The organism is Flavobacterium koreense (assembly GCF_054776075.1).
Genome location: NZ_BAAHCF010000032.1, coordinates 28888 through 50141 on the forward strand (window position 1 = coordinate 28888; position 21254 = coordinate 50141).

Annotated in this window: 23 protein-coding genes; 8 read left to right on the forward strand and 15 right to left on the reverse strand. The window is 31.8% G+C overall.

Going from position 1 to position 21254, the window contains the following annotated elements; genetic code table 11:
- Positions 1–73 precede the first annotated feature (73 nt).
- Both ACYU7A_RS11710 and ACYU7A_RS11715 read left to right on the forward strand, forming a co-directional pair.
- The gene (locus tag ACYU7A_RS11710) at positions 74–697 is read left to right on the forward strand and encodes a PASTA domain-containing protein (RefSeq protein WP_345091244.1); all 624 of its coding nucleotides are present in this window, start codon (positions 74–76) and stop codon (positions 695–697) included.
- Positions 687–1727 (forward strand): RluA family pseudouridine synthase, encoded by a 1041-nt coding sequence (locus tag ACYU7A_RS11715; protein WP_460576760.1) that lies wholly within the window; start codon positions 687–689, stop codon positions 1725–1727. Before ACYU7A_RS11710 ends, ACYU7A_RS11715 begins: the two co-directional genes overlap by 11 nt.
- A 54-nt stretch (positions 1728–1781) precedes the next feature.
- On the opposite strand, the gene ACYU7A_RS11720 is transcribed toward ACYU7A_RS11715, so the two are convergent.
- Entirely contained in the window at positions 1782–2912 is a 1131-nt protein-coding gene (locus ACYU7A_RS11720) for an endonuclease (RefSeq protein WP_460576762.1), read from the reverse strand.
- Positions 2913–2920: 8 nt separating this feature from the next.
- Complete coding sequence (locus ACYU7A_RS11725) at positions 2921–4135, reverse strand: RsmB/NOP family class I SAM-dependent RNA methyltransferase (protein WP_460576764.1); 1215 nt, start codon at positions 4133–4135, stop codon at positions 2921–2923.
- A 108-nt stretch (positions 4136–4243) separates the two neighbouring features.
- Here ACYU7A_RS11725 and ACYU7A_RS11730 point away from each other — a divergent pair, with 108 nt between their 5' ends.
- On the forward strand, positions 4244–5422 hold the full coding sequence (locus tag ACYU7A_RS11730) for a poly(ethylene terephthalate) hydrolase family protein (protein ID WP_460576766.1): 1179 nt from the start codon (positions 4244–4246) through the stop codon (positions 5420–5422).
- A 23-nt stretch (positions 5423–5445) separates the two neighbouring features.
- Here the strand turns inward: ACYU7A_RS11730 and ACYU7A_RS11735 are convergent, their stop codons facing one another.
- Both ACYU7A_RS11735 and ACYU7A_RS11740 read right to left on the reverse strand, forming a co-directional pair.
- Positions 5446–7422, reverse strand: a complete 1977-nt coding sequence (locus ACYU7A_RS11735; RefSeq protein WP_396146408.1) for a KUP/HAK/KT family potassium transporter — start codon at positions 7420–7422, stop codon at positions 5446–5448.
- 102 nt (positions 7423–7524) lie between these two features.
- Positions 7525–8847 (reverse strand): hypothetical protein, encoded by a 1323-nt coding sequence (locus ACYU7A_RS11740; RefSeq protein WP_460576768.1) that lies wholly within the window; start codon positions 8845–8847, stop codon positions 7525–7527.
- A 128-nt stretch (positions 8848–8975) separates the two neighbouring features.
- Between ACYU7A_RS11740 and ACYU7A_RS11745 the strand changes: the two genes are divergently transcribed.
- The gene (locus ACYU7A_RS11745; RefSeq protein WP_460576769.1) at positions 8976–10031 is read left to right on the forward strand and encodes a WD40/YVTN/BNR-like repeat-containing protein; all 1056 of its coding nucleotides are present in this window, start codon (positions 8976–8978) and stop codon (positions 10029–10031) included.
- 103 nt (positions 10032–10134) lie between these two features.
- On the opposite strand, the gene ACYU7A_RS11750 is transcribed toward ACYU7A_RS11745, so the two are convergent.
- From ACYU7A_RS11750 to ACYU7A_RS11770, 5 genes are all read right to left on the reverse strand, one after another.
- Complete coding sequence (locus tag ACYU7A_RS11750; RefSeq protein ID WP_460576770.1) at positions 10135–10593, reverse strand: sensor of ECF-type sigma factor; 459 nt, start codon at positions 10591–10593, stop codon at positions 10135–10137.
- Between the two features lie 12 nt (positions 10594–10605).
- Positions 10606–11019: a hypothetical protein gene (locus ACYU7A_RS11755; protein ID WP_460576772.1), complete on the reverse strand. Its 414-nt coding sequence runs from the start codon at positions 11017–11019 to the stop codon at positions 10606–10608.
- Between the two features lie 30 nt (positions 11020–11049).
- A complete protein-coding gene (locus tag ACYU7A_RS11760) occupies positions 11050–11592 on the reverse strand; it encodes an RNA polymerase sigma factor (RefSeq protein ID WP_460576774.1) in 543 nt (180 codons plus the stop codon).
- A gap of 97 nt (positions 11593–11689) precedes the next feature.
- Entirely contained in the window at positions 11690–12793 is a 1104-nt protein-coding gene (locus ACYU7A_RS11765; RefSeq protein ID WP_460576776.1) for an SRPBCC family protein, read from the reverse strand.
- Between the two features lie 119 nt (positions 12794–12912).
- Entirely contained in the window at positions 12913–13131 is a 219-nt protein-coding gene (locus ACYU7A_RS11770) for a hypothetical protein (RefSeq protein ID WP_396146419.1), read from the reverse strand.
- A 48-nt stretch (positions 13132–13179) separates the two neighbouring features.
- On the opposite strand from ACYU7A_RS11770, the gene ACYU7A_RS11775 reads away from it, so the two are divergent.
- Positions 13180–13563: a nucleoside triphosphate pyrophosphohydrolase family protein gene (locus ACYU7A_RS11775; protein ID WP_344817182.1), complete on the forward strand. Its 384-nt coding sequence runs from the start codon at positions 13180–13182 to the stop codon at positions 13561–13563.
- A gap of 33 nt (positions 13564–13596) precedes the next feature.
- Here ACYU7A_RS11775 and ACYU7A_RS11780 read toward each other — a convergent pair whose 3' ends face one another.
- Positions 13597–14091 carry a GNAT family N-acetyltransferase gene (locus ACYU7A_RS11780; RefSeq protein WP_460576779.1) on the reverse strand — a complete coding sequence of 165 codons (495 nt, stop codon included), beginning with the start codon at positions 14089–14091 and terminating at the stop codon, positions 13597–13599.
- Positions 14092–14346: 255 nt separating this feature from the next.
- Between ACYU7A_RS11780 and menD the strand changes: the two genes are divergently transcribed.
- Complete coding sequence (menD, locus tag ACYU7A_RS11785) at positions 14347–16005, forward strand: 2-succinyl-5-enolpyruvyl-6-hydroxy-3-cyclohexene-1-carboxylic-acid synthase (protein WP_460576781.1); 1659 nt, start codon at positions 14347–14349, stop codon at positions 16003–16005.
- Here the strand turns inward: menD and ACYU7A_RS11790 are convergent.
- Complete coding sequence (locus tag ACYU7A_RS11790; RefSeq protein ID WP_460576783.1) at positions 16002–16439, reverse strand: SET domain-containing protein-lysine N-methyltransferase; 438 nt, start codon at positions 16437–16439, stop codon at positions 16002–16004. The genes menD and ACYU7A_RS11790 overlap by 4 nt on opposite strands.
- A 210-nt stretch (positions 16440–16649) precedes the next feature.
- On the opposite strand from ACYU7A_RS11790, the gene ACYU7A_RS11795 reads away from it, so the two are divergent.
- Positions 16650–17480 carry a CvfB family protein gene (locus ACYU7A_RS11795; RefSeq protein ID WP_460576966.1) on the forward strand — a complete coding sequence of 277 codons (831 nt, stop codon included), beginning with the start codon at positions 16650–16652 and terminating at the stop codon, positions 17478–17480.
- Here the strand turns inward: ACYU7A_RS11795 and ACYU7A_RS11800 are convergent.
- Positions 17469–18152 carry a hypothetical protein gene (locus tag ACYU7A_RS11800; RefSeq protein ID WP_460576785.1) on the reverse strand — a complete coding sequence of 228 codons (684 nt, stop codon included), beginning with the start codon at positions 18150–18152 and terminating at the stop codon, positions 17469–17471. The genes ACYU7A_RS11795 and ACYU7A_RS11800 overlap by 12 nt on opposite strands.
- A 132-nt stretch (positions 18153–18284) precedes the next feature.
- Here ACYU7A_RS11800 and ygiD point away from each other — a divergent pair, with 132 nt between their 5' ends.
- On the forward strand, positions 18285–19118 hold the full coding sequence (ygiD, locus tag ACYU7A_RS11805; protein WP_460576968.1) for a 4,5-DOPA-extradiol-dioxygenase: 834 nt from the start codon (positions 18285–18287) through the stop codon (positions 19116–19118).
- A gap of 36 nt (positions 19119–19154) precedes the next feature.
- Here the strand turns inward: ygiD and ACYU7A_RS11810 are convergent, their stop codons facing one another.
- From ACYU7A_RS11810 to ACYU7A_RS11820, 3 genes are read right to left on the reverse strand one after another with little or no spacing between them, the layout of a single operon-like run.
- Complete coding sequence (locus tag ACYU7A_RS11810; protein ID WP_460576787.1) at positions 19155–19580, reverse strand: PH domain-containing protein; 426 nt, start codon at positions 19578–19580, stop codon at positions 19155–19157.
- A 4-nt stretch (positions 19581–19584) separates the two neighbouring features.
- On the reverse strand, positions 19585–20694 hold the full coding sequence (locus ACYU7A_RS11815) for a C1 family peptidase (protein WP_460576789.1): 1110 nt from the start codon (positions 20692–20694) through the stop codon (positions 19585–19587).
- Between the two features lie 2 nt (positions 20695–20696).
- On the reverse strand, positions 20697–21224 hold the full coding sequence (locus ACYU7A_RS11820) for a hypothetical protein (RefSeq protein WP_460576791.1): 528 nt from the start codon (positions 21222–21224) through the stop codon (positions 20697–20699).
- Between the last annotated feature and the right edge of the window lie 30 nt (positions 21225–21254).

A 21254-nucleotide genomic window follows, 5' to 3' on the forward strand; every position in this document is an offset into this window, starting at 1 on the left:
TTTAAATACAATACAAATTTAGCACAATTGTTGAAACTAAAAATTATATCTTTGCGATAAATAAATTTTATTTATGAGTTTACGTAAATATCTTACTAGTCGTGTGTTTTTTGCTCAAGGTCTGGCAGCATTAGCAATAATAGCAGTTTTGGCTTATTTGTTTTTTCATTGGATCACTTTTATTACTAATCATGGTGAGGAAATTACAGTTCCCAATTTGGCAAAATTAAATCCAGAACAAGTAGAAGAAAAATTAGACGAATTAGATTTGGATTACCAAATTATTGATACAGTTGATTATCAACCACAATTTCCTAAACTTACAGTGGTGCAACAAGAACCTACAGCTGGTTCTAAGGTAAAAGGAGGAAGAACCATTTACATAAAATTAAATGCCTCAACTTTCAAAATGGTTGCTGTTCCAGATTTAATAGAAAAGACTTATAGACAAGCAGTTCCAACATTAAAAGCACTTGGATTACAAGAAGGAACTATTAGATATGTACCTTATATTGGTAAAGATATGGTTCTTGAAATGTGGATTAATGGCGAGAAAATTAAACCAGGAAAGAAAGTATATAAAGCTACAAAAATAGATTTAGTTCTTGGTGATGGGAAAGTAGTTTTTGATGAAACAGAGTTAGATTCAATTACCGAAACTGAAACTCCAATAGATACCATTCCGAATGAACAATAATAGTGACTTACAAGAACCTGAAGAAGAACTTTTTGAGCATTACAGGTTTGACGTTCCTAAAGGTCAAGCATTTTTAAGAATTGACAAGTACTTGATGTTGATGGTTCCGAATGCCACCAGAAACAAGATTCAAAATGCGGCTTCCAATGGCGATATTTATGTAAATGACGTTCCAGTAAAGTCTAATTATAAAGTAAAACCACTTGATGTAATTAGAATTTTATTAGCGCATCCGCCATTTGAAAATAGGGTAGATCCAGAAGACATTCCTTTAGATATAGTTTATGAAGACGACGCTTTATTAGTGATTAATAAACCGCCAAATTTTGTTGTACATCCAGGTCACGGAAATTACACAGGAACTTTGGTAAATGCCTTGGCTTTTCATTTTGAAAATTTACCTTTAAACAGTTCAGAACGCCCAGGATTGGTGCATCGAATTGACAAAGATACTTCGGGACTTTTGGTTGTTGCCAAGACTGAAGCTGCTATGACGCATTTGGCAAAGCAATTTGAAGATAAAACTTCTGAAAGAGAATACATAGCGCTTGTTTGGGGAAATGTAAAAGAGGAGGAAGGAACCGTAACAGGAAATATAGCACGTCACGTTAGAGATAGAATGCAAATGGCTGTTTTTGCTGATCCAGAAATAGGAAAGCATGCGGTTACTCATTATAAAGTTTTAGAGCGATTTGGTTATGTTACTTTAGTTTCATGTAAATTAGAAACAGGTCGTACACATCAGATTCGTGTGCACATGAAACACATTGGTCATACTTTATTTAATGATGAACGTTATGGTGGAAATCTTATTTTGAAAGGAACCACTTTTACTAAATACAAACAGTTTATAGACAATTGTTTTAAAACATTACCAAGACAAGCACTTCATGCTAAAACACTTGGTTTCATTCATCCAAAGACTGGTAAAATGATGCGATTTGATACAGAAATACCGAAAGATATGGCTGATTGTATTGAAAAATGGAGAAACTATTCCAAATCAAATGCCTCTGAGGAAGAAGAATAAAAAAAAGACCTTTAGTTAATTCTAAAGGTCTTTTTTTTATGGGGTTGAAACTTATTAGTTTATAATAACTTTCTTAGTAACAGATTGATTTCCTGAAGTTAATTTTAGGAAATAAAATCCTTGAGGTAAATTTTCCATAGTGAAAGTATTGCTTTCAAAAATTGGATTTTTCACTTCATTTATAATTTGTCCGTTAATATTTATAAGTTCGATAGTTTCAATTGAAACAGCACTTGTAATATTAATTTTTTGTTCGTTAGAAGGATTTGGATAAACAGTTATGTTTGATAATAACTCAAATGAATCTCTTGAAAGCGCATTTACAGTTGCACATTGAGCACTCCAAATGGAGCACACATATTCAGGATGATCGATGTAAGGATTTCTATTCCCTTGATAATTGTAGATAGCATTATTTTGAGCTATTTCTTTAGGAGAAACTGGGTCTTGTAAATGCCATTTAATCAACAATAAAATAAAATTATCATTAAATACTTTATTAATTGAACCATCAAACATGTTTTTTGCTTGACATGTACTTGCATTGGCTGCACTATAGAAGTCATCCATAAAGTCTTCATAACGAGTAGCAAAATAAAAGTAAGCTCTTGCAATATCACCTTTGAATTCGTCAATTGGTTCAAAAACAGTTCCTGAGTAGTTTGAAAAACCATTTACTGTGTTGTTACCTCTTTTAGAACCATTAGAAGATAGATAAGTCCCAGATGCTACAACACCAAAAGGTAAGTTATTTCTATCGCCATTTACTTTTCCATCAGATGGAACTACGTGAAATGGGTCATTTTTCATTGGATCTACTTGAAAGCTATCAAAGTAAGATTGTGGCACAAGATGTTCTCTATTGTAACAATCTCCTTCTGCACCATAAGAACCACATTGTTGCGATGTATTAGTATATTCATAAGAATCTAATCCGCTTGGTTTTTCTGAATACATGTCCAAAAGACTTCCATTATTCTCATAGTAGTTATCTCTAAAAGCAGATTGCGTGTACAATCCCCAAATTGAACCATAACCTTGATCTACGTGACCAGTTGTTATTCTTGTTTTTAATTGTGTTTTTAGCGCGTAACCAGTTCCAGTTGCAGAATTGTAATATCCTGTTGGAATTTGTGCAAAAACGATTGCGTTTACAAATAAAAGTAGGTAAAAGTATTTTTTCATTTTCAATTTTATTGTTTTCTTTCTAATAATGCCATATAAAACCCGTCAAAACCTGATTGTGAGGCAAGTATCTTAGAATCTTTTACAAAGGTAAAGCTTTTTCCGATTTCAGTACTTAAGAATTTCTTAATTTGTTCTTGATTTTCAGAAGGTAAAACCGAACAGGTTGCATAAACCAATTTTCCACCTGGCTTTACAATTTTAGAATAGTTCTCTAAAACTTCGGCTTGTACTTTTCTGATGTTATCTATAAACTCAGGTTGTAGTTTCCATTTAGCATCTGGGTTTCTTTTCAAAACACCCAATCCACTACACGGAGCGTCAATTAAGACTCTATCCGCTTTTTCGTGAAGTTTTTTGATAACTTTTGTAGTATCAATAATTCTATATTCTATGTTGAAAGCTCCGTTTCTTTTAGCTCTTAATTTTAATTGCTTTAATTTACTTTCGTACAAATCCATTGCAATCAATTGACCTTTGTTTTCCATTAAGGAAGCCATGTGCAAGGTTTTTCCACCTGCGCCTGCACAAGTATCAACAACTCTCATTCCGGGTTGAACGTCAAGAAAACGAGCTACCAATTGTGATGAAGCGTCTTGAACTTCAAACATTCCTTCTTTGAAAGCATCGGTTAGAAAAACATTAGCTCTTTCTGAAAGAACTAAAGCATCTGGTTGATCTTTTAAAAATTCGGTTTCGATATTCAAATCCATTAAAATAGCACGAAGTTTTTCTTTTGTAGTTTTTAAAGTATTTACTCTCAGAATAACTTTTGCTTGTTGGTTTTGAGCTGCAATTTCTTTAGTCCAAAGTTCTTCTCCAAGTTCTTGTACACCAATTTCATCCATCCAATCTGGAATAGATTCACGCATTTTTCGGATTTTTGACAATTCATCAAATTTTCCTTTTATTTTTCTTTCAGGAGTTCCTTCCAATTGTCTCCAATCTGGAATTGGATAACCTCTTAAAACAGCCCAAACTGCGAACATTCTCCACAAATCTTCACGATTGTATGGTTCTTTAACGTCAGCAATTTCAGAATATAATCTCTTCCAACGAACTACTTCGTAGATGGTTTCGGCAACAAATTTTCTGTCGGAGCTTCCCCAACGTTTGTCTTTTTTTAAAGAACGTGCTACAACTTTATCGGCATATTCACCTTCATTGAAAATGGCATTTAATGCATCAATCGTTGTGTAAACTAAATTTCTATGTAATCTCATTATTTTTTAATCAGTCTGCAAAGGTATTGCTTTTTTATTGTTTGTCAATTTTATGGCTTTAAATTCTTGATTTTTTTCTACATTTGAAAAGAACAAATCACTCAAATCATGAAAAAGCATTACTATTGTTTTATTTTACTACTTTTTATTAGTTCTTCACTTTTTGGTCAAGTATATCAAATAGGACATACAACAATAACTTTTGTAGATGCTAGCAGAAATAATAGAAATATTCCAACGGAAATATATTATCCTGCGGATTCTAATGGCGATAATGTTGCTATGACTTCTCAAAATACTTTGCAGTTTCCGAGTTTGGTTTTTGGACATGGTTTTGTAATGACCTGGGATGCTTATCAAAATTTTTGGTCTGCACTTGTGCCAAATGGTTATATAATGGCATTCCCTAAAACGGAAGGCTCTCTTTCTCCATCGCATTTAGAATTTGGTAAGGATTTGGCTTTTGTAATCAATGCCTTGAATCAATTAGGAAGTCAATCGACCTCTTTGTTTTTCAATAGAGTAAGTTCGTTTAATGCCGTTATGGGACATAGTATGGGTGGAGGTGCTTCTTTTTTGGCGGTTCCATTAAATTCAAATATTAAAACTTTGGTGAATTTCGCGCCAGCCGAAACCAATCCATCAGCTATTGGTGCAGGAGCTTCTGTAACCATTCCAACTTTAGTTTTTGCTGGAGCTAATGATTGTGTTACACCACCAAGTACCAATCAGTTACCTATGTACAATGCAGTAACTAGTTTGTGTAAAACCTATATTAGTATTATTGGAGGAAATCATTGTCAAATGGCTCAGAGTAATGCTTTTTGTAATTTTGGTGAAGCAACTTGTTCTCCTAGTGCAACGATAACTCGTGCTGTACAACATGCTAAAATATTTAGTTATCTATTGCCATGGCTGGATTATCAATTGAAAGGAATTTGTACACAAGGTACTTTATTTGATACTCAAATTACATCAGATGCTAGTATAACTTATTTAAAAAATTGTATTCAATGTAGTCCCTTAGAACTTGATGAGAACTTTAAATTTGAAAGCAATGAAATCATTGTTTTTCCAAATCCTGCAAATGATTTTCTTGAGATTAAAGGATTTGAATTAAAAGAGTATGAAGTAAAGTTATTTGATGTAAATTCGAAAATAGTTTTTACTAGTAAGTTCACTGAAAAATTGAAAATAGATGTTTCTAAATTTTCATCAGGAGTTTACTTTTATGAAATAAATCATAGTTCTAATAAAAAAGAAAAGGGCAAATTCATTAAAAAATAAATTTGCCCTCAGTTCTTATACGTTTAGTTTTCTCGACATTCAATTCTTCTCATTTCTATTTTTTCAGGAGCGTGAAGCACTAATGGGAATTGTTCTACTTTTACAGAACTACTATCCAATCCGAAACCTTTTTCTTCGGATAAACTGAATTTTTTAAGGAAGAAATAAGCACTCATAACTGTATTTTCAAAGAAGGTTAAATCACTATCGTTAGATAAGAATTTTTCTGAAAGTACAAATTTGAAGTCACCAATAATATTGTTTTTATTCAATGATTCATAACGACTTGTGATATCAACTTCACCACGTTGTACCATATCTTTCAATACTTGTTTGAACATCAAATTGATTTTCGTTGCTTCTCTAAAGCCAAGGTAAAAATCAATTCTGTAAATATCATCTTTTACAAGTTCAATTACTTTATATTCTTTTTTATAAGGTTCGCTTAAGATATTTACGTGTACAAACCAATAAATATCAGCTCTTTTAGGTCTTTTTTGTAGAATAGAATACATTACTTTCTCTTCAATTTCATCACTTCTCATTGAGTTAGTCATGTAAACTAAATGGGTAGCATATTTAGGAATTGATAAGTCAACACTTAACTCAGCCAATACTTTTTTGTAAGTGTCAATTTTGACAATTTTGGTATAGGTTTTACTAATTTGTTTTGCTAAATACCAAGTTGACATTATCGAAATAAGTATCACAGCAATGATAAGCGTTACAAAACCACCATGCAAAAATTTAGTAACATTAGCATAAAGGAAAGAGAATTCAATGACTAAGTAAAGTGTAATTAAAGGAATGATGTAATACATTTTTACTCTTTTCATTATCAAATAAAAATTAAGTAAAATTGTAGTCATAATCATGGTTAGAACAATAGCTAAACCATAAGCATGTTCCATATTACTTGACTCTTTGAAATATAAAACAATTCCGATACAGCCAACTAATAGTAACCAGTTGATAGATGGAATATACAATTGTCCTTTTTCTTCTGTAGGGTATTTGATTTTAGCTTTTGGCCAAAAGTTCAAACGCATGGCTTCATTTATTAATGTAAACGAACCACTAATTAAGGCTTGTGAAGCAATAACTGCAGCTAATGTTGCTATTACAACACCAATTGGTTGGAACCAAGTTTCCATAATTAAATAAAATGGATTCCCATTTTTTCCACCAAGTTCTTGAAGTGTTTTTCCTTCGTGAGATATTAAATAAGCACCTTGACCAAAGTAGTTTAAAAGCAACATTATTTTTACAAAAATCCAACTTACTCGGATATTTTTTCTTCCACAATGTCCCATATCTGAGTATAATGCTTCAGCTCCAGTGGTACATAAAAATACAGCACCAAGTACAAAGAAACCTTCAGGATGAGCAGATAATAAATGATAAGCGTAGTAGGGGTTGATTGCTTTTAATACATGAAAATTTCCAAATATTTGAATCGTTCCTAAAATACCCAACATGGCAAACCAAACTAACATCATTGGAGCAAAAAACTTTCCAACTAGTTTAGTTCCATATTGTTGGATGATAAATAGGATTATCAAAATTACAATTACAATTGGAATAGTATTCAACTCAGGTTTGAAGATTTTTAAACCCTCAACAGCAGAAGATACTGAGATTGGTGGCGTAATGATTCCATCTGCCAAAAGCGTACTTCCTCCAATGATTGCAGGAACGATTAACCACTTTATCTTAGTTTTTTTGACTAAAGCATATAAGGCAAAAATCCCACCTTCACCATGATTATCAGCACTTAGTGTGATGATTACATATTTTAATGTTGTTTGTAAAGTAAGTGTCCAAAAGATACATGAAATTCCACCCAAAACTATGTCACTTGTGATGGCATACTGTCCTAGAATAGCTTTCATTACATAAAGAGGAGATGTTCCAATATCACCAAAAATAATTCCCAATGTTACTAATAAACCAGCTGTAGAAAGTTTGCTATGAATATTTGAATGACCGTGTGAGCTCATAATTTATTTTAAATAAAAGATTGCAAAGTTACTCATTTTAATAAATGGTAATAAAAAAAGCACCGAATATTTTCGATGCTTTATAGTTTATATTTAAATAAGTTATCTTCTTCCAGAATTTCCGCCTCTTCCTCCAGAATCTCCACCTCTTGAAGAACTACCTGAACTTCTTTCGTTTGAACCTGAACTTCTTGATGGCTCATAAGAATTACCTCTTGATGTTGATGCACTTCTTACTGGTTCGCTAGTATTTCTCACACCACCATAGTTAGAATTTTCTCTAACCGGAGCAGTAGTTCTAATAGTTTCAGAAGAATTATTTCTTACTGTATTATTGCTACTTCTCACACCACCATAGTTTGAGTTTTCTCTAACTGGAGCAGTTGTTCTAATAGTTTCAGCAGAATTATTTCTTACTGTGTTGTCATTACTTCTAACACCACCATAGTTTGAATTTTCTCTTACAGGAGCAGTTGTTCTAATAGTTTCAGAAGAATTATTTCTTACTGTATTATTGTTACCTCTTACACCGCCTAAGTTTGAATTCTCTCTAACAGGAGTTGTTCTAATAGTTTCAGAAGAATTGTTTCTTACTGTATTATTGTTATCTCTTACACCGCCTAAGTTTGAATTCTCTCTTGTATTTCCATTATTTCTTGTGTTGTTGAATGCAACATCTCTTACAGTTCTAGTTCGGTCTAACTCATATCTATTAGTATATCCAGAGTTTCTATGGCTAAAGGCACGATTTGGATATTGTCTTTCGCAGTAGTTAGCTCTTCTTCCATAGTAATTGTTGTAAGCAACATGACATCTTCTATAATTTACATAATTGTAGTGGTGACTAAAGTTTATCCATAAACCAATGTTGTGACGGTATCTAAATACTGGATATGGACTCCAATAAGTATAATAACTTGGATAATAACCCCAATACCAACTTGAACAATAAGGACGATAGCTTGATATCCAAAAGTGATTGTATATTACTGGTACATGAACATAAACAGGCTCATAAATGTAGTTACTTCCATACATGTAAACATCACCAACTACTTGAACTTGAACACGATTATCTGAATCCTTTTCAACTTCTACGGTACAAACATCTTGAAATTGATCACGACCTAAAACAGATTGCACTACAATTAAATGGGTTCTTCCTTCAACAGATTCAATTACACGCAAATAATCAACTTGATTATCATTGTTTAAATCCAAATTAGAGATTTGTGTTTTAGGATCGTTCAATCGGTTTTCAAAATCTTCTAAATCTCTTGAATCTCCAAATATAGAAGCAATAGCTCTAAGGTCTAGATTATCACTGATTTCAGAACTTGTTGCATTTACAGTAGTTCTGTCTTGAGCAAATGAAGTTGCAAAAAGCAAAGTCATAAATGACGAAAGTAATATTTTTGTTTTCATAATATAAAGTATTAATGGTTCATAATAGCATTTGTTAGCTTAAACCAATTTTTGTGCCAAGAATAATTATTCACAAATCATTAACAGAAAATTAAGTTGTATTTTAGCACTGTAATAAAACTATAAATATGAATAAAATCGCAATTTTACTACTAGTTCTGGTTTCTTTTATTTCGTGTAAACCAACTCAAGTTTCTGATGAAACATTTTTTAAAAGTGTGAAAATTGATACTATTTTGAAGGATAAAATCAGTATTCGACCTATTACAGTTTCTTCTAATAAAGTTTGGTATGCAGCCGACAAAAATAGAGTAGGATATGTTAGTTTGATAGACGCCAATAAAATGGAACGCAAAATCAATAAAGATTCGCTTAAATTAGAATTTAGAAGTATTGCTCAAACTTCGGATGCTATTTTTGTTTTAAATGTTGGAAATCCAGCTTTGTTGTATAAATTTTCTAAAGATTTGAATAAGAAAACTTTAGTCTATGAAGAAAAACACGAAAAAGTATTTTATGATAGTATGCAATTTTGGAATGATAAAGAGGGAATTGCTATCGGTGATCCAATTGAAAATTGTTTATGTGTAATTATTACTCGTGATGGAGGAACTACTTGGAATAAAATTACGTGTGAGAACTTACCTAAAATGGAGGATGGAGAAGCAGCTTTTGCAGCTAGCAATACCAATATCATAATAAAAGGGAACAATACTTGGTTGGTTTCTGGTGGAAAAAAGACAAGAGTTTTTTATTCTTCTGATAAAGGAATAACTTGGAAAGTCTACGAAACTCCAATAGTTCAAGGTGAAGCGATGACCGGAATTTTTACTGCCGATTTCTACAACGACAAAATCGGATTTGTAGCAGGTGGAAATTATGAAAAGCCTAATCAAAATTTTCAAAATAAAGCACTAACAACTGATGGTGGAAAAACATGGAAATTAGTCGGAGAAAACACAGGTTTTGGTTATGCTTCGTGTGTACAGTTTGTTCCCAATGGTAATGGTAAAGAATTGGTAGCTGTTGGTGCAAATGGTTTGTTTTATTCTCACGATAGTGGAAATTCTTGGACTCAATTTAGTAAAGATGCTACATTTTACACCATAAGATTCATAAATGAAAACACTGCAATCGCTGCTGGAAAAGATAAAATTGTAAAAATAGTTTTCAGTGTTCAGTAATAAGTTTGAAGTATAAAAAAAGGCGATTTTCATTTAAAAATCGCCTTTTTTTATTCAATATTTTAATTTTGAACACTGAACACTGAACACTGAACACTGAACACTATCTTCTAACTTTCTTATCACGATATTGTTGAAGTAATTTTTTGCTAAACTCTTCTTCTGCTTTTTTCAATTTTAAAATCTTTGTTGCAGGTAGTACACCTTTCAAATTAGTGATGAATTTCTTTTTTAATTGGTGCAATTCTTCTTCAGTGCTTTCCATTTGATTCAATAGAGTGGTAGCATCTTTTTCAGATAATTTATCATCTGAATTATCTGCTCTGTCCATGTAAACTTTTAGTTTTTGCTTTCTGATTTCATGTTGTTTGTCCTCAAAAGCATTGTAAAGAGGCCAAAACTTAGCCGATTCCTCTGGAGTTAAATCCAATTCATTAGTTATAAAAGCTACTTTTAAAGATTTTACTTGTTCCTTTTTTTCTTTTAGTCGACTACCTGGTTGAGCAAAAGTTGCTGTAGAAATTAGTAGAATTAACAAGGTAATTAATTTATATTTTTTCATTTTAGTTTTGTTTTAGTTTGTAATGTAATCTTCAATTTGTGAATTGTTAAGAAGAACTTCTTCCAAAGCTTCATTTTCAATTTTATTGTCTATTTTAATGTTTTCTATATCTTCTGTATCCAATAAATTAACAATATCATCATCAGATATAGTTGAATGTTGCGTTAAATAGGTTTCAATTTCATTGGAAGCCATTTCGTCGCTATTATTTTGTAATTGATTCGCTATTGGAATACTTAATGCTAAAACAATTATTGCTGCTGCAGCGTAAAATATTCTACTGTATTTTGCATAAAATGAGATTACTTTTGGTTCTTCAGAAGGTAACTGATTGAGCACTTTTTCTGAAAAAGTTTCAAAGTAATCCTCTGGAATCTTGAATCCGGAGGTTATTTTTTCGTTTGTATTTAATTTAAAATTATTCATATCTATAAGACAAATATTATTTAAAAAGGTTTAATTAGTGTTCATATATTCTTCAATTTTCTTTACTGCATGATGGTAAGAAGCTTTTAAAGCGCCAACCGAAGTACCTAAAATTTCCGACATGTTTTCATATTTAATTTCTTCAAAATACTTCATTTTGAAAACTAGTTGTTGTTTTTCGGGCAAGAGTAAAATTGCTTTCTGAAGTTTTATTTGAATATCGTTACCATCAAAATAAGAATCGGATTGCAAATTTTCTACAATTTTGGTTTGCATAGCTTCACTTGTAGTTCCGTTGCGTTTGGCTTTATTATTAATAAAAGTTATGGCTTCATTAGTTGCAATTCTATACATCCACGAAAAGAGTTTACTATCTCCTTTAAAGTTTTTAAGATGCTGAAATACTTTGATAAAGGTGTTTTGTAAAACATCATCGGTATCATCGTGATTGAGAACAATATTTCTAATATGATTATACAACGGTTTCTGATAATCGCGCAAGAGTTTTTGAAACGCGACATTCTGCGTTTTAGGATTTAATAATTCTTGTATGAAATCTTTCTCTTCTTGCAATTCAGAAAATTTATCTTTTGTTCAGCTAATATACCAATTAGAATAAAGATAATTGAAAAGGTTTAATCAGAAACTTTTAAAATTTTTTTTTAAAAATTTATGGAGTAGTAGTTTCGGTAGGAGCAACAACTGGAGCAACAACAGTTGAATCGGCTGGTTTTCTATAAACAGGTCGAGGAACAGCTTTTGGATATACAGGAACATAAACTTCTGTTACCCATTTGGATGGACTTTTAATATCATCCATATTTTTAGAATAAACCTCAATAATTTGTTGCGATGTATTTCTAACTAGGTTGTTTTTAGCGATATGTTGATAAGCTTTGTTCCAAGTTTGCTGTGTGTGGGAATAGTCACCAACAAGTGTTGTTTTCAATGCTGTGTAAGGTTTAAGTTCACCAGATTCCATATCGCTTCCTTCAGAAATATGAATTGAATCTCTTATGGGCATACAAACAGAAAAGCCAACTAAATCGTTTGTTCTATCATATTTGTGATAAATAATGAAAGGTTTGCCATTCATTACTAAACTATTTTTTTCAAAGAAACGTCTCATTCTCGGCAACATAATTTTTATGTTACGAGTAACATCTTTTTCTTTACAAACTTTAAACTGTTTTAAATAAAAGCCTCCTTGTCGATTGACAATTCCGTTAACTTTTATATTGAAGGTATTGATTTCGTAATCAAGAGTCTTGTTTAAATTTTCTAAACTTTTTTCGTTAGTATCTCCAACAACACTATTAATTCCGCCTTGAAAAAAGGCCAATACTTTTGATTTAAAATCTAAAGTACCTTTACTTCTCCAAGTTACTTTAGTACCACCAATCGTATCTTTAAATTTCCAAAAAATTTCTGAATTCTCTCCATTTGAAACCATTTTTTGATGAATGCTTTCGTTGTCTTTTACAAAAAAAGTTTTCAGGTTTCCATTGCCATCATCGCCTGTCCAAGAGCACGAAGCTCCTTTTCCAGAAGTAAGTTCAGGGTAAGTAAATTTTATAGATTCATCTTCTAGAATCCAAGAACCAAAGGTTTCCCAATTTCTATAATCGTTGATGTAATTAAAAACAGTTGCTTTAGGATTCTTGATTACTTTACTTCGAGTTACATCATAATTTGCTTGCTGAGTTGAAACAAAAACAGTTAGTCCTACGAGTATTAGGAATAATAATAAAAAGATGTATTTAAGTATTCTCATTAGAGGTTAAGAATTCGCGACGTAAATGTAAGAAATTAATTTTATTATTAAACAATTCTAAATGTAGAAGTTATTTTACAATTGAATTCGTAATTAATATTTCTTTTAGGCGCTAATTTTTAATGCTTTAAGAAAATTTTGATTAAAAAAAGAAGCAAGATAAAACCAAAGAAACCCAATAGTATTTTGTAATTTCCTTTATAAAATTTGTTGTGTAATGCTTTATCTTTTCCGTAAGCATAAATCATTGCTATGATAAAAGCAACTAAAAATAGACCAGCAAATACCCATTGACCAGTTGTAAACATATTCTCTAATTTTTCAACAAATTTAGGCAATTGAAATCATAATTTGTATTTTGGCTTCATAAATTAATTACAAATAAAATGCAAGACAAACTTAATGCAGTAAAAGAGTTTCACACTGCTTTCAAAATCGGATACAGTGAAAATATGAAAGCTAGTTTGGGTGAAAGTAAAAACCTACTTCGCTTTAATTTAATGAAAGAAGAAAATGAGGAGTACCTAGAAGCAGCTCAAAACGATGATATTGTAGAAATTGCTGATGCTCTTGGTGATATGCTTTACATTTTATGTGGAACCATTATAGAACACGGATTACAACACAAAATAGAAGAAGTATTTGAAGAAATCCAAAGAAGTAATATGAGTAAACTAGGTGAGGACGGAAAGCCAATTTACAGAGAAGACGGAAAAGTAATGAAAGGACCGAATTATTTCAAGCCGAATTTTGAGGAGATTTTGAAGTAGTTGGTTGTCTGTTGTCAGTTGTGAATTCTAAACTTACAGCATCTTCTGAACAAAAACACTGTGCAACCAGCGGTCAAATTTGAATCCGGAATCTTTTATGGTTCCTGCAATTTCAAATCCGAATTTCTTATGAAAATCAATGCTGCTTTGGTTTTCTGAATCAATTACACCAATCATTGTATGGAGTTTTTGAGCTTTTGCTAAATCAATTAAGTTTTCTAAAATCAATTTACCAATGCCTTTTCCAATGTGATTGGGATGTGCATAAACCGAATGTTCTACTGTAAATTTATAAGCTTCACGAAATCGGAATTCGCTGTAATATCCAAATCCAACTACAATATCATTTTCGGTAGCCACAATAATTGGAAATCCTTTTTTTAGTTTGTCATCAAAAATCGCAATCTGATTTTCTAAAGTTCTTGGCTCGTAATCATACAATGCTGTGGAATTTAGAATATTATAATTTATAATTTCTAAAATAGCTTGCGTATCTTCAATTTGGTAAGGTCTGATTTTGATTTCCATGATTCAAAAATAGTATTTTTTAAAATTATTACGAAATTAAAGCTATCAGAGTTTATTTAATTAAAAACTCTTGTTACTTTTTATATTACCGCAAATTCGCAAATTATTTTTATTTTAAAATTACAAATTTGCGAATTTGCGGTTATTTTATTTTATTTATAAATAGTTTAATTTAAACTCAAAAAATAACTTTGTACTTTTGTATAAATTAAAAGCCTTTGTGTCTTTGCGCCTTTGTGGCATAAAAATTTAAAAATGACGTACCCAAAAATACCTTTAGCACAATCTATCATCGAAATACTTCGTGCCAAAGGAATCACAACCATAATAATTTCTCCAGGTTCAAGAAACGCACCTTTAACCATCGGATTTGCTAGTCATCCAGATTTTACTTGTTATAGCATTGCAGACGAACGTTCGGCAGCTTTTTTTGCTGTTGGAATAGCACAACAACTCAAGAAACCAGTGGCTGTGGTTTGTACTTCTGGTTCGGCTTTATTGAATTATTATCCAGCTTTTGCAGAAGCATTTTACAGTCAAATACCATTTGTTGTAATTTCTGCAGATAGACCACAAAGCAAGATTGATATTGGCGACGGACAAACCATTCGTCAAGAAAATGTGTTTGCAAATCATTCGCTATTCAATGCCAATCTTACCGAAAACGCCTCCGATGAAAATGATTTTTTAATCAATGAAGCTATCAATACGGCTTTCGACAAAAAAGGTCCAGTGCATATCAACGCACCATTTGAAGAACCTTTATACGAAACGGTTTCTGAATTAACAGTGGAACCTAAAGTGATTTCGGCAACTACAAAAGACTTTATTTACGACGAACCCATTTCAGAATATGCCAACATTTGGAACACTTCCAAAAAGAAATTAGTTCTTGTTGGAGTAAACGAACCCAATGCAGTTGAACAAAAGTTTCTCGATAAATTAGCCAACGATCCTTCGGTTGTGGTGATGATTGAAACAACTTCCAATTTGCATCATCCAAAGTTTATTAATACAATCGATTCGATAATCACGCCATTCACACATGAAGATTTTCTAGATTTTCAACCTGATATTTTAGTGACTTTTGGCGGAATGATTGTTTCCAAACGTATCAAAGCTTTTCTAAGAAAATACAAACCAAATCACCATTGGCATATTGACGATTTAAGAGCTTACGATACTTTTGATTGTTTGACCAAACATTTTGAAGTGCAACCCAATTTGTTTTTTCAATCGTTTTTTATGTTGACAGCAACTGTTGACAGCAATTACAATCAATATGCTCAAAATATCAAAGCATTGCGTCAAAAACGAAGTTTAGAATATTTAGCTAAAATTCCATTTACCGATTTTAAAGTATTTGAAAAAGTGATTCCGGCTTTGCCTAAGAATTCGCAGTTGCAAATTAGTAACAGTTCGCCCATTCGATACGCACAATTATTTGATATTGAAAAAAGTATTGAAGTTTTCAGCAATAGAGGAACAAGCGGCATCGATGGAAGTACATCAACCGCAATTGGAGCAGCTGTTGCAAGTAAAAAGCCAAACGTATTTATTGCAGGCGATATCGGATTTTTATACGACAGCAACGCACTTTGGAACAATTACATTCCGAAAAATTTCAAAATTATTTTGATTAATAATGGAGGAGGAGGCATTTTTAGAATTCTTCCCGGGCACGATGAAACGCCAGTTTTCAATACATTTTTCGAAACTTCTCATTGCTTAACAGCGGAACATTTATGCAAAATGTACGGATTGAACTATCTTACAGCCAGTACCGAAACCACTTTAGAAGAAAGTTTAAAAACAATGTTTTCAAATGATGAAAAACCAACTTTATTAGAAGTTTTTACACCAACTTTAGAAAACGATAAGGTCTTGTTGCAGTATTTTAGAGAGTTGGTTTAGGAATGTTTCTTCCAATATCGTTTACCATAATCACAGAAAATTTCTTCGCCAGATTTTATTTTTCTAATTGCAATCAGACACACATTATTATTATCGTCTAAGGTAATTTTGGCATTGTTTTTAAAATTGTCCTGAAACTTCGGGATTGAAAAACCACTAGCATCATTAGCATATTTTGCAAAGCAATCAGTGTTTTTGCAATCTAAAATACTTCCGTTGTGTAGATTCATAAAGTATTGATTGGCGTTATTTTTTGCTCTCGAATCAGCTTCAATATCGGATAAGATTTCTCCTTTAAAAATCGAAATAATTTCGTCTTTATAAATATCAATAGCCGTAAACAAACCATTGCCAGAATTCGGAAGTTGTGAAGTTTGGAAATACAAATAATCCGATTCTTCGGCTTGAATTTTATTTTGGTCGTTTTTTGACATTTTGAATATATAGTACTCAAATATAATCAATTTCACTACAAACTATCAAATCATAATTTATAATTCATAATTCATAATTGCTATTTTGTACCTTTGCACAAATTATACGCATATTATGAAATCGCCATTAACAACAAGTTGCGCAAGCAAACACCAATAAATAAAAAAGCGATTCCATATATGACCGCTAAAAAATTATATTTTACATATATGAAAATTGGACAGTTCAATACACTAACGATAGATAGAGATACTCAAGTAGGTTTATTTCTTACCAATGGAAAAGAGGATGTTTTATTACCTAATAAATACGTTCCAAAAGTATTTGAGATTGGTGAAGAAATGACAGTTTTTGTCTATCTAGATCATGAAGAACGTCCAGTAGCTACTACTTTAGTACCTTATATTTTCTTAAATGAATTTGCACTTTTACGAGTAAATTACATCAATCAAATTGGTGCCTTTATGGATTGGGGAATGGAGAAAGACATTCTGGTTCCGTTTAAAGAGCAAGCACGTCCTATGGAAAAAGGGAAACGCTATTTAGTGTATCTTTACATGGACGAAAAAACCAATAGGTTAGTGGCTTCTAGCAAAACCAACCAGTTTTTAGATAACGAAAATATTACGGTTGAAAAAGGAGAAGAAGTAGATTTAATCATTTCACACATTACCGAAATCGGAATTAACGTAATCATCAACCAAAAGCACAAAGGTTTGGTGTATAAAGATGAAGTTTATGACGATGCCATTCGTACAGGTGACAAAATGAAAGGCTATATAAAATTGGTTCGTCCTGACGGAAAAATTGATGTTTCGTTACATAAACAAGGTTTTGAAAACATCGAACCCAATTCAGAAATTATCATGAACGAATTGAGAGCCAGTAGAGGTTTCTTGCGATTGAATGACAATTCTAATCCAGAAGATATTAAGACGGTTTTGAAAATGAGTAAGAAAACCTTCAAGAAAGCAATCGGACTTTTGTATAAAGAAAAGTTGATTGAAATTAAAGACGATGGGATTTATTTAGTTGGTTAATACCGTTTCATTCAAAATCCATTTTTCAACTAGTTTTTCATTTTCGGTAATAGCAACGATGTAGTATTTTTTACTTACAAAAGCTTTCGATTCTGTTATGCTTTCTTTTTTTACGCCTTCATGATTGATGTAATTGGAATGAATAAAAAACACTTCGTTGTTTTCTTTCAGTAAATACCCAACGTGAAAATCTAAACCCACAAAATATAGTCCGTCTTTTTTAGTAGCGATAAAATGTTTTTTAAGTTCACTCGGACTTTTTTCTAAAACTTCAATTGCTCCTTTTATTTGAAGTAATTCAGCTTCTTTTTTTGGATCTTTTTGAGCTAATTTATAGCGGTTTAATTTAAATCCAGCATGACTTAATGTGGTCGAAACAAAATAACCACAAGCAATTTCACCTTGCTTTGGAATTGCGGTGTAACCATCAAAAGACCATTTTGTTCCGTACCAAAACGGAATTATTGTGGACATTAAATTTTTAGTTATTACTTGTTTAGTAGATTGTAAAATTGCTTTCTTCTCTTGTGCAGAAGACTTCAAATAGTTAGCTTTTATTGCTTTTCGTTGTGTTTCAATTTTGTTTTTAGCTATAGAATAATCACTTTTTGCCTTTTGATTTACAGTAGAGAATATAAAAAAAGTAAGTAGTATTAGTATTTTAATTTTCATGAGTTTTATTTAAGATTTAAAACGTTGTTAATTATTATTTAGTATAGGAAATAATTCCATATATTTGTATATACAAATGTTAGAATATTGGAAAGAAAAACATTCATAAAAACACTAATAGGAGGAGCAGCTATGGCATCATTACAGCCTTTTTACAATTGGACTAAAGATTTAACTGAACAAGAAGAAAAACTTCCAGCATTGTTTATTGGTCACGGTTCACCAATGAATGGAATTGAAGACAACGAGTTTTCAAGAACTTGGGCAAAATTCGGAAAAGAAATTCTGAAACCTAAAGCTGTTTTAGTCATTTCTGCACATTGGTTAACGAATGGAACGCACATTACCGCTATGGAAAATCCTAAAACCATTCATGATTTTGGTGGTTTTCCGAAAGCTTTGTTTGATGTTGAATATCCTGCAAAAGGAAGTCCAGAATTGGCAAAAGCAACCTCCGAATTAATTACTTCAACCAATGTTGGTTTAGACCACGATTGGGGTTTAGACCACGGAACTTGGACAGTAGTGCGCCACATGTATCCCAATGCCGATATTCCCGTATTGCAATTGAGCATTGATTATAACAAACCTCCACAATATCACTATGATTTGGCCAAGCAATTGGCTTCTTTAAGAAAAAAAGGAGTTCTGATTATAGGAAGTGGAAATATGGTACACAACCTTCGAATGGTAGCTTGGGACAAACTACAAGAGCCAGAATACGGTTTTGATTGGGCAATTGAAATGAATTCAATTTTTAAAGATAAAATCGCTAATAATGATTTTAAATCGCTAATTGAATACGAGAAACTTAATGCAGCAGCCAAACTTGCTATTCCAACACCAGATCATTATTATCCGTTGTTGTACAGCATTGCATTGCAAGACAGTAAAGACGAGGTTAGTTTCTTTAATGATAAGCCTGTTGGTGGCTCGTTAACTATGACTTCTGTCAAAATAGGATAAATAAAAAAGGTAAGCATTACGCTTACCTTTTTTATATTAAATCACTTCAATTTTTGGATTTATCTTCTTAATTTCTTCAATAAAAATATCACTCATTTTAGGTGAAATAAACAAATCATCAAACTGATTGTAAGTCACAATAAAACCTTTAGTGTCTAATGCTGGTTTTAACATTACTGGAACATTTAATCCTGAAAAACGCTTTATAGATTTGATTTTGGTGATATCAACTCTACCACGAATTGGTCCAGAACGATATAAAAGAAAGTTGTTTTTAATAACATATCTCGTATCCAACAAAACCCAAAGAATAAAAGCAGTTACCAAGGATATAATGATAATGGGAGCAATAGGAATATTTCCTTTGGTTAAGTTTAAAACTAACATAGTAATTAAAAACAATACTAAACCCCATAGGATAGCAATGGTAAAAGTGTTTTTTGAGGATAGAAATCGTTTCATTTTTTTATAATCCTAATTTAGATTTGGTAGCTTTTGTCAAACCATCTTTGTGCAAAAGTACGGAGATACTTTTCAATTTCAAATAAGAAACACTCATATAAACAAAACCATCTTTACCTGATTTTGAACCCCAAGAGTTTTTTACTTTGTAATAAATTTTACCTGTTTGATCTTTTACTTTTCCAACGATATGCATTAAATGGTCGTCTTGTGTAGTAAGATTTTCAAATTGAGATTGACGGTATTCAGCTGTAATGTTTTTCTCAGGTTTGATTTCTGTTGTAATTACTTTAGAATCTTCGTCTTTTTCAGCTACTACAGCCACACCATTTTTACCAGAAAAAGTAGTTTCAGAAACATCACAATCTAAAGCAACAGTATAACCATTGTCAATAGCATTGTCAATATTTTGAACATACTCATCCAAAGTTAAATTGTAAAACAAACCGTTCGAAAAATTATCAGGAATATCTAATAAGAAAGGTTTGTTGTAGGGCTCATGAGTAAAGGATGAAATCGTTACATAGTCTTTCGGATTTACTTTAGTTAGTTCCATGAAACTCATTGGAGTGTATTTTTTACCTTCATAAGTGAATTCGGTTACGTTTTTACCCATGTAAACATCCAAAACTGCGTTGATAGCTTCTTTCCATTGTGGTGATAACTTTTGTCCCGGATTGGAAACATAGGTTTTCAACATAGCTTCTAGAACAGCCGTCATTTCTGCATGGTTGTATTTGTCGTCAGCATTCAACTTTCCAGTGTAAGTACTTTGTGGTACCAAACCAAAATCTTCTGCGCTGTTGATGACATCGTGAGCCAAACCACCTTCTCCAAATTGTGCTTTGCCTTGACGCATAACATAATTCCAAGCTTTTTTAGGATAGGTATTTCTCACATTATACATTTCAGATAAATCGATTTTCTTTCCTGTAAGGCGAATAATCTCAGCTTCTAAAAAAGAAGTGGTAGAAAAACTCCAACAAGTTCCAGTAACATCTTGAGAAATTACAGGATTGGCTTCAATGTCTTTAACGGTTTGAAATTCATAAGTCTGCGCATAACTTCCATAAGCAATAGAAAGTAATCCGATGGAGAAAAGTAGTTTTTTCATTATTATTTTTCAATTAATTTAAACGATTTTACAAATTGTGTAGCAGCTTCTGATTTGGTATTTCCCATTAATATCACAATAAAGAAATGATTTTCTTTAACAATACAAAAAGTTTCCATATCAACTTCTGCAGTAGTTCCTGCAAATCTTATGGCTTTGTATTTTTCGTTGTATAAATATTTTTCATCCAATGTAGGTGCGTATTTTCCTTCCATTTGAGCTTCAACATTTTTTATAGCTCCGTTTTTAACACCATCAAGAATTCCATCAATACCAGTATCTCCAAGTTTTGTAATTAATTCTGCAGGATAAACATTTTCTGATAACACTATAACAAAATCTTCACCTTCACAACTGTAAGAGGTACTTTGTATTTTTCCAACTTTAGTATCAATTTGGTTTTTCTCAACTTCTGGCTTTGTTGGAAAGGCAGCCATAAATCCTGCATCAGGAAAAGCGGTTGCTTTCACTTGTGATGTAGCTGTTAATGAAGTAGTTAAAACAAATAAAGCAACAAATAAATTTTTCATAAAGAACTTTCTTTTTAAATAAGTCATAAA

Coding starts and splice junctions, on each gene's coding strand:
- ACYU7A_RS11710 (WP_345091244.1), top strand. CDS start 74: ATGAGTTTACGTAAATATCTTACTAGTCGTGTGTTTTTTGCTCAAGGT.
- ACYU7A_RS11715 (WP_460576760.1), top strand. CDS start 687: ATGAACAATAATAGTGACTTACAAGAACCTGAAGAAGAACTTTTTGAG.
- ACYU7A_RS11720 (WP_460576762.1), bottom strand. CDS start 2,912: ATGAAAAAATACTTTTACCTACTTTTATTTGTAAACGCAATCGTTTTT.
- ACYU7A_RS11725 (WP_460576764.1), bottom strand. CDS start 4,135: ATGAGATTACATAGAAATTTAGTTTACACAACGATTGATGCATTAAAT.
- ACYU7A_RS11730 (WP_460576766.1), top strand. CDS start 4,244: ATGAAAAAGCATTACTATTGTTTTATTTTACTACTTTTTATTAGTTCT.
- ACYU7A_RS11735 (WP_396146408.1), bottom strand. CDS start 7,422: ATGAGCTCACACGGTCATTCAAATATTCATAGCAAACTTTCTACAGCT.
- ACYU7A_RS11740 (WP_460576768.1), bottom strand. CDS start 8,847: ATGAAAACAAAAATATTACTTTCGTCATTTATGACTTTGCTTTTTGCA.
- ACYU7A_RS11745 (WP_460576769.1), top strand. CDS start 8,976: ATGAATAAAATCGCAATTTTACTACTAGTTCTGGTTTCTTTTATTTCG.
- ACYU7A_RS11750 (WP_460576770.1), bottom strand. CDS start 10,593: ATGAAAAAATATAAATTAATTACCTTGTTAATTCTACTAATTTCTACA.
- ACYU7A_RS11755 (WP_460576772.1), bottom strand. CDS start 11,019: ATGAATAATTTTAAATTAAATACAAACGAAAAAATAACCTCCGGATTC.
- ACYU7A_RS11765 (WP_460576776.1), bottom strand. CDS start 12,793: ATGAGAATACTTAAATACATCTTTTTATTATTATTCCTAATACTCGTA.
- ACYU7A_RS11775 (WP_344817182.1), top strand. CDS start 13,180: ATGCAAGACAAACTTAATGCAGTAAAAGAGTTTCACACTGCTTTCAAA.
- ACYU7A_RS11780 (WP_460576779.1), bottom strand. CDS start 14,091: ATGGAAATCAAAATCAGACCTTACCAAATTGAAGATACGCAAGCTATT.
- menD (WP_460576781.1), top strand. CDS start 14,347: ATGACGTACCCAAAAATACCTTTAGCACAATCTATCATCGAAATACTT.
- ACYU7A_RS11790 (WP_460576783.1), bottom strand. CDS start 16,439: ATGTCAAAAAACGACCAAAATAAAATTCAAGCCGAAGAATCGGATTAT.
- ACYU7A_RS11795 (WP_460576966.1), top strand. CDS start 16,650: ATGAAAATTGGACAGTTCAATACACTAACGATAGATAGAGATACTCAA.
- ACYU7A_RS11800 (WP_460576785.1), bottom strand. CDS start 18,152: ATGAAAATTAAAATACTAATACTACTTACTTTTTTTATATTCTCTACT.
- ygiD (WP_460576968.1), top strand. CDS start 18,285: ATGGCATCATTACAGCCTTTTTACAATTGGACTAAAGATTTAACTGAA.
- ACYU7A_RS11810 (WP_460576787.1), bottom strand. CDS start 19,580: ATGAAACGATTTCTATCCTCAAAAAACACTTTTACCATTGCTATCCTA.
- ACYU7A_RS11815 (WP_460576789.1), bottom strand. CDS start 20,694: ATGAAAAAACTACTTTTCTCCATCGGATTACTTTCTATTGCTTATGGA.
- ACYU7A_RS11820 (WP_460576791.1), bottom strand. CDS start 21,224: ATGAAAAATTTATTTGTTGCTTTATTTGTTTTAACTACTTCATTAACA.